7 protein-coding genes are annotated in these 7301 nt (G+C 65.1%); all 7 read right to left on the bottom strand.

The window, feature by feature from the left end; translation table 11 throughout:
* Positions 1-47: 47 nt before the first annotated feature.
* A complete protein-coding gene (gene phoB / locus RR928_RS04865) occupies positions 48-743 on the bottom strand; it encodes a phosphate regulon transcriptional regulator PhoB (protein WP_332536071.1) in 696 nt (231 codons plus the stop codon).
* Between the two features lie 18 nt (positions 744-761).
* On the bottom strand, positions 762-1463 hold the full coding sequence (gene phoU / locus RR928_RS04870; protein ID WP_332536072.1) for a phosphate signaling complex protein PhoU: 702 nt from the start codon (positions 1461-1463) through the stop codon (positions 762-764).
* A gap of 13 nt (positions 1464-1476) precedes the next feature.
* Entirely contained in the window at positions 1477-2262 is a 786-nt protein-coding gene (gene pstB / locus RR928_RS04875; RefSeq protein ID WP_332536073.1) for a phosphate ABC transporter ATP-binding protein PstB, read from the bottom strand.
* A gap of 16 nt (positions 2263-2278) precedes the next feature.
* Positions 2279-3178 (bottom strand): phosphate ABC transporter permease PstA, encoded by a 900-nt coding sequence (gene pstA / locus RR928_RS04880; RefSeq protein ID WP_332536075.1) that lies wholly within the window; start codon positions 3176-3178, stop codon positions 2279-2281.
* Positions 3175-4173, bottom strand: coding sequence for a phosphate ABC transporter permease subunit PstC (gene pstC, locus RR928_RS04885; RefSeq protein WP_332536077.1), 999 nt, complete (start codon positions 4171-4173; stop codon positions 3175-3177). The genes pstA and pstC overlap by 4 nt, the downstream gene beginning before the upstream one ends.
* A gap of 107 nt (positions 4174-4280) precedes the next feature.
* Positions 4281-5321 carry a phosphate ABC transporter substrate-binding protein PstS gene (pstS, locus tag RR928_RS04890; protein ID WP_332536079.1) on the bottom strand — a complete coding sequence of 347 codons (1041 nt, stop codon included), beginning with the start codon at positions 5319-5321 and terminating at the stop codon, positions 4281-4283.
* Between the two features lie 119 nt (positions 5322-5440).
* On the bottom strand, positions 5441-7301 hold a 1861-nt coding region (locus RR928_RS04895), incomplete at its 5' end, for an autotransporter family protein (RefSeq protein WP_332681634.1).

Raw genomic sequence — 7301 nt, forward strand, 5'->3', positions numbered from 1 at the left:
GTCCGGCCGCGCGCCCCTGGCGCATGCGCTGCGCCAGTTTCCAGTTCTCAGACCTGCGCTGGCAGGCTCAGCCGATAACCCGCACCGCGCACGGTCTCGACCAGGCCGCTGGCTTCGCCCAGCGCCTCGCGCAGGCGCTTGACATGCACGTCGACTGTGCGCTCCTCGATGAACACATGGTCGCCCCAGACCTTGTCGAGCAGTTGCGAGCGGCTGTGCACGCGCTCCGGGTGCTTCATGAAGTAATGCAGCAGCTTGAATTCGGTGGGTCCGAGCTTGAGCGGCTCGCCGCTGTAGCTCACGCGGTGGGCCGCGGCGTCGAGCACCAGGGCGCCCGCGCTGACCTGGTCCTGCAGCTGCTCGGGAGCACGGCGGCGCAGCACGGCGCGGATGCGCGCCAGCAGTTCCTGGGTGGAGAACGGCTTGGTGATGTAATCGTCGGCGCCCGCGTCCAGGCCCGCGACCTTGTCGGGCTCGTCGCCCCGGGCCGTGAGCATCAGAATGGGCACGGGCTTGGTGCGCGCGTCGGCGCGCCACTTGCGCGCCAGCGCGATGCCGCTGGTGCCGGGCAACATCCAGTCCAGCAGGATCACGTCGGGCAGCACGGCGTCGAGCTCGCGCTGCGCCGAGATGCCGTCTTCCGCCCAGATGGGTTGGAAGCCGTTGTGCCGCAGATTGACCGCAATCAACTCGGCAATCGCGGGCTCGTCCTCGACAATGAGGACCAAGGGCAGTTTTTTCATCCCTGTCGTCTTTCTGGCTTAGAGCACGGCCGATTCAATGGCGGCCATGGTCTGGTGGCGCACGTCCTTGCCTTCCACCAGGTAAATGATCAGTTCCGCCAGGTTCTTCGAGTGGTCGCCTATGCGCTCGATGGCCTTGGCCAGGAACAGCAGGTCCAGGCTGGCCGAGATGGTGCGCGGATCTTCCATCATGTAGGTGATGAGCTTGCGCACGAAGCCGTCGAATTCCTGGTCGATCTGGTCGTCTTCCTTGAGGATGGCGACCGCGGCCTTGGTGTCCAGGCGCGCGAGCGCGTCCAGCGTCTTGCGCAGCAGGCCCGACGCGAGGTCGGCGGCCACGCGCAGCTCGTTCGAGGGCAGGACCCGCGCCGAGCCGCTGCTGACGATGGAGCGCACCATGCGCGACATCTTGTGCGCCTCGTCGCCCATGCGCTCGAGGTTGGCCGTGGCCTTGGAGAACGCGATCAGCAGGCGCAGGTCGCGCGCCGTGGGCTGGCGCCGGGCGATGATCGACGACAGCTCGTGGTCGATCTCGACTTCCATCGCATTGATACGCTGCTCGGCCGCATCGACCTGTTCGGCGGCTTCGACGCTGAACTCGGCCAGCGAATAGATGGCCAGGCGGATCTGCGACTCGACCATGCCGCCGAGCTCCATCACGCGCGAGGAGATGCGGTTGAGTTCGGAGTCGAACTGCGACGAGAGGTGTTTTTCTGTCATGTTGCCTGTCTCCTCAGCCGAAACGGCCAGTGATGTAATCCTCGGTTTCCTTGCGCTGGGGCTTGAAGAACATCTGCTCGGTTTCACCGAATTCCATCAAGTCGCCCAGGTACATATAGGCGGTGTAGTCGCTGCAGCGCGCTGCCTGCTGCATGTTGTGCGTGACGATCACCACCGTGTAGTCGTTCTTCAGCTCGGCAATCAGCTCCTCGATCTTCGCCGTAGAGATCGGGTCCAGCGCCGAGCAGGGTTCGTCGAGCAGCAGCACTTCGGGCTTGATTGCAATGCCGCGCGCGATGCACAGGCGCTGCTGCTGACCGCCCGACAGGCCCGAGCCGCTTTGCTGCAGCTTGTCCTTGACTTCGTTCCACAGCGCGGCCTTGCGCAGCGCCCATTCGACGCGGTCGTCCATGTCGGTGGCGCTCAGACGCTCGAACAGTTTGACGCCAAACGCGATGTTGTCGTAGATCGACATCGGAAACGGTGTGGGCTTCTGAAAGACCATGCCGATCTTGGCGCGAATCAGCGCCACGTCCTGCTTGCTGGTCAGCAGGTTCTCGCCATCGAGCAGGATTTCGCCCTGCGCGCGCTGGTCGGGATAGAGCTCGTACATGCGGTTGAACGTGCGCAGCAGCGTCGACTTGCCGCAGCCCGAAGGACCGATGAAGGCCGTGACTTTCTTCTCGGGAATGTCCAGGTTGATGCCCTTGAGGGCGTGGAACTTGCCGTAGTAGAAATTGAGGTTGCGCACCGTCAGCTTGGACGACAGCGCGGAAACGGGAGAAAGAGTGGTCGACATGGGAAGTTACCTTGCCTTATTTTTGGCGCGTGAGCACACGCGCCAGGATATTGAGACCCAGCACGGCCACGGTGATCAGGAAGACGCCGGCCCAGGCCAGCTGCTGCCAGTTCTCGTACGGGCTCATTGCAAACTTGAAGATGGTCACCGGCAGGCTCGCCATGGGCTTGCTCAGGTCGGCGTTCCAGAACTGGTTGTTCAGCGCGGTGAACAGCAGCGGCGCGGTCTCACCCGCGATCCGCGCCACGGCCAGCAGCACGCCGGTGATCACACCGGCGCGCGCGGCACGCAGCGTGACCATCATGATGACTTTCCACTTGGGCGTGCCCAGTGCGTAGGCGGCTTCGCGCAGGCTCGAGGGCACCAGCATCAGCATGTTCTCGGTGGTGCGGATCACCACCGGAATCACGATCAGCGCCAGTGCCACCACACCGGCGATGCCGGAGAAGCTCCTGAGCTGGGCCACGACCACGGCATAGACAAACAGGCCGATCACGATGCTGGGCGCGGACAGCAGGATGTCGTTGACAAAGCGCGTGGTGCGCGCGAGCCAGCCGCGCTGCTCGTACTCGGCCAGATACACGCCGGCCAGGATGCCGATGGGCGTGCCTATCAGCGTCGCCATGGTCACCATGATCAGCGAGCCGACGATGGCATTGGCCAGGCCGCCGGCTTCGTTGGGCGGCGGCGTCATGTCGGTGAAAAGCATCAGGTTCAGGCCACCCAGGCCCAGACGGATGGTTTCCCACAGGATCCAGATCAGCCAGAACAGGCCGAAGGCCATCGCGGCCAGCGCCAGCGTCAGCGCGACCTGGTTGACACGCTTGCGCGAGGCATAGCGTGCCTGGCGCTGGGCGGCCAGTTCGGCCGCCTGCAGGACCCGTTGGGCCGTGCCGTTCACAGGGGTCTGGCTCATGAGCGGGTTCCTTCATTCTTCTGCAGGCGGGACAGCAGCACCTTGGACATCGACAGCACCACGAAGGTGATGAAGAACAGGATCAGTCCCAGATAGATCAGCGAGGCCTGGTGCAGGCCTTCGCCGGCTTCGGCAAACTCGTTGGCCAGCGCCGAGGTGATGCTGTTGGCGGCTTCAAACACCGACAGCGAGTTGAGCTGGTTCATGTTGCCGATCACGAACGTGACGGCCATGGTCTCGCCCAGCGCGCGTCCCAGGCCCAGCATCACGCCGCCAAGCACACCGGTCTTGGTGTAGGGCAGCACGACTTTCCAGACCACTTCCCAGGTGGTCGCACCCAGGCCGTAGGCCGACTCCTTGAGCAGGGCCGGCGTGACTTCGAACACATCGCGCATCACCGAGGCGATGAACGGAATGACCATGATGGCCAGAATGATGCCGGCCGACAGAATGCCTATGCCCACGGGCGGGCCGGACACGAAAGCTTCGAGATAAGGCACGCCCGCAAACAGCGACTGCAGCGGCATCTGCACGTAGGTGGCGAGCACGGGGCCGAAAACCATCAGGCCCCACATGCCGTAGACGATGGACGGCACGGCGGCCAGCAGTTCGATGGCCGTTCCCAGCGGGCGCTTGAGCCAGGCCGGGGAGAGTTCGGTCAGGAACAGCGCGATGCCGAAGCTCACGGGCACGGCAATCACCAGCGCGATGATCGAGGTGGCCAGCGTGCCGTAGATCATCACCAGTCCGCCGTACTGGTTCTGCACGGGGTCCCAGACACTGCTGGTGAAGAATCCCAGTCCGTATTCACGGATCGCGGGCCAGGCGCCGACCAGCAGCGAGCCCAGGATGGCGGCGAGCAGACCCAGGGTCAGCACGGCCGCGGCGCGCGCGAGCCAGGCAAAGCCGCGGTCTGCCCAGGCGCCGGACAGGGCGTTCAGGCGGCGGGGTGTTGGGCCGCGTGGTGTGGCTGCAGTCTTTACGGACGCAGGCATCGGACGGGCAGTCGATGGAGTGGACACGCTGAGCGCCTCTTCAAAATAGGTTCATCACACAAGCACCGAAAAGGCGGTGCACGCAGGGTGCACCGCCATCGGTACGCTTACTTTACAGCGATGGTGTTACCGGAAGAGTCCTTGATCTCGGCCCAGGCCTTGTAGATCACTTTCTTCACTTGCTCGGGCATGGGCACATAGTCCAGGCCGCTGGCCGTGGCATCGCCCGACTTGTAGGCCCAGTCGAAGAACTTCAGCGAAGCGGCGGCTTGCGCGGGCTTGTCCTGCACCTTGTGCATCACGATGAACGTGGCCGAAGTGATGGGCCAGGCATCCTTGCCAGGCTGGTTGCCCAGGATCTGGTAGAAGCTCTTGGTCCAGTCGGCGCCGGCGGCAGCGGCCTTGAACGACGTGTCATCGGGCGAGACGAAGTTGCCGTCGCGGTTTTGCAGCAGCGCGTAGGTCATCTTGTTCTGCTTCACATAGGCGTACTCGACGTAGCCGATGGAGTTGGGCAGGCGGCCGACGAAGGCGGCGACGCCTTCATTGCCCTTGCCACCCGCGCCCGTGGGCCAGTTCACGGCCTTGCCTTCGCCGACTTTTTCCTTCCACTCGGCATTCACTGCGCTCAGGTAGTTGGTGAAGCCGAAGGTCGTGCCCGAACCGTCGGCGCGGCGCACGGGAGCGATGGTCGCGTCGGGCAGCTTCACGCCGGGGTTGAGCGCGACGATGGCGGCATCGTTCCACTTGCTGATCTTGCCCAGGTAGATGTCGCCCAGCACCTTGCCGGTCAGCTTGAGTTCGCCGGGCTTGATGCCGGCGATGTTGACCACGGGGATGATGCCGCCGATCACGGTGGGGAACTGGACCAGGCCCTTCTTGGCCAGTTCGTCGTCCTTGAGCGGCTCGTCCGAAGCGCCGAAGTCAACGGTCTTGGCTTCGATCTGCTTGAGACCGGCGCTCGAACCCACCGATTGGTAGTTGATCTTGACGCCCGTGGCCTTGTTGTAATCAGCCGCCCACTTGGAATACAGCGGTGCGGGGAAGCTGGCGCCGGCGCCGGTGGCTTCTTGCTGAGCGAAGGCTGTGCCCACGCCGGAGCCAGCTACAACACCAGCCACCAGAATTTGAATCACGGACCACTTCATGAACGCACCTCTCAGGTTGGAAAAAACTGTGATGTGCGTGACTTTAGAAACCTTTTATGACGGCCTCGTGACAAGTTGACATGTCTCTTGTGACAGCGGCCGGGGCCGGGGCGGCGCTGTCACCAGCGCAGCTTCACGCCTGCACTGGCCTGCACCCCGCTGCCGACCCGCGCATTTCCGCCATTGGCCCAATGGTGGCTCAGCTCGCCGTAGAAGCTGGTACGCGGGTTGACCTGCAGCGTTGCGCCGGCCGCCAGCGCCGTGCCGATGTGACCGCCGCGGGTCTGGATGTCGGTGGTCGCCGCGGGCACCACGAAGCGGGCGACATCCGCAGTGCTGCTGGCCTTGTAGACATTGACGCTGCCGTAGGGTTGGAGCACGCCGGCGCTGGTCACGAAGCTGCCCTTGATGCGCGCGCCCACGCGCAGCGTCCAGTCGCCGGGCGTCTTGTGCTGCACCGCCGCATGGCGCAAGGCCGTGTCATCGAGGCGCAGCTGGCGGTACACCAACTGCGCCTGGGGTTCGATCTGCCAGCGGCTGTCCAGCCCCAAGGGCTGGCCCACTTCGAGCGATGCGAGCCGGCTGCGGCCCTTGGTCTGGGCCTGGCTTTCCTGCGCATGCGAATGGCTGCGATGGTCGGCCCACTGGAGCACGGTGTCGGCATACATTCCGCTATCGCCCCGCCAGCTCGCATACAGGCCCAGGTAACGGCCGTGCAGGCGGTTCGCTCCTGCGTGCTTGTCGAGGGCAGTACTGGCCAGGCCGTTGACACGCATGTGACCCTTGAGCTGACCCAGATAGAAGCCGGCGTTGGCGCTGCTGCCCGCATACAGGTCCAGCCCGGTCTGAAAGCCCTCGAGATGGCCGCTGCTTTGCGGGCTCACCGCGCCTTGCTGGCGGATGCGGGGCGCGGTGCGCAGCAGGCGCCCCCAGGCGCGGCGGTCATTGCCGGCATTGCCGGGTGCGTCGCCCAGGCGCTGGTGCATGTCGCCCAGCATGTCCAGGTCGGCCTGGCGCAGTTGTGCCGGCAGCGCCGCGAGCAGCGGAACTTCCGCGCGATAGGCCGACTGCAGGCTTGCGCCCTGCTCAGTCTGGTGCAGGCGGTATTCATAGGCACCCGCATCCACATGGCCGCCGGCCAGCGAAAAAGCTTCGGGCTCGAGGCGCGCACCGTCTTCGGTGGCGATCACTTCAATGCCGCTGCCCGTGGTCGCCACGCCCAGATCCCCCACATTGGTGATGCGCACGGTGGTGTTTCCGCTGGCCACGGCCGCCGCGCCGCTGAGCAGCATGCGGTCACTGGCATCGGCGCTGGCCGCGACGGCCAGTTCACCGCCCTGGCCCACATACGGTCCGGTGAGCCTCAATACGGTGCCCGGCGCTGCCGATGCCGCGCTGAGCTGCACCGTGCCGCGGTTGCTCAGGCCGGCCAGCGTCTGATCAAAGCCTGCAAGGTGCAAGGTCGCAGCGGCGGCCACGCCGTGCACCGAGGCGGCGCTGAAAGTATTGACGCCACCGGCCTGCAGCGTACCTTGGGCCACTTCGGTCGCGCCGCTGTAGCGGTTGGCCGCACTGGTCAACGTCAGGCTGCCCGTGCCCTGCTTGGTCAGAAAGCCCGTGCCGCTGATCGCGCCGGCCCAGGTCTGATGGTGGTCGCCGGTATTGATTTCCGGATCATCGCTGCCCGGCATATGGAGATCGTTGGCAACGACCAGGCTGCCGACGGCCAGGTCGATGGCGCTGCCATCGTCCATGACCAGGCTGCCCGCTCCCAGTCCCGCTGCATGGCCCAGTTCGATACGCCCCTGCTTGAGATGCACGCCGTTGCGCATCTCGCCCGCCTGGTTCAACACCAGCGTGCCGCGGCCGCGCTTGACGAGCCTGGCCGCGCGCCCCATCTTGCCGTCGAACTCCATGCGGGTGTCGATGTCGACGGTCAGATCGGCGGGGCGCTTGCGCGCCGTCGATGGCGGCAGCGGC

The sequence above is a fragment of the Comamonas sp. genome, assembly GCF_036666375.1.
Taxonomy (GTDB): Bacteria; Pseudomonadota; Gammaproteobacteria; order Burkholderiales; family Burkholderiaceae_C; genus Comamonas.

What these genes read in the sequence shown, in the direction of transcription:
- pstC (WP_332536077.1), bottom strand. Translation starts at nt 4,173, where the DNA reads ATGCCTGCGTCCGTAAAGACTGCAGCCACACCACGCGGCCCAACACCC.
- pstB (WP_332536073.1), bottom strand. Translation starts at nt 2,262, where the DNA reads ATGTCGACCACTCTTTCTCCCGTTTCCGCGCTGTCGTCCAAGCTGACG.
- pstS (WP_332536079.1), bottom strand. Translation starts at nt 5,321, where the DNA reads ATGAAGTGGTCCGTGATTCAAATTCTGGTGGCTGGTGTTGTAGCTGGC.
- pstA (WP_332536075.1), bottom strand. Translation starts at nt 3,178, where the DNA reads ATGAGCCAGACCCCTGTGAACGGCACGGCCCAACGGGTCCTGCAGGCG.
- phoU (WP_332536072.1), bottom strand. Translation starts at nt 1,463, where the DNA reads ATGACAGAAAAACACCTCTCGTCGCAGTTCGACTCCGAACTCAACCGC.
- phoB (WP_332536071.1), bottom strand. Translation starts at nt 743, where the DNA reads ATGAAAAAACTGCCCTTGGTCCTCATTGTCGAGGACGAGCCCGCGATT.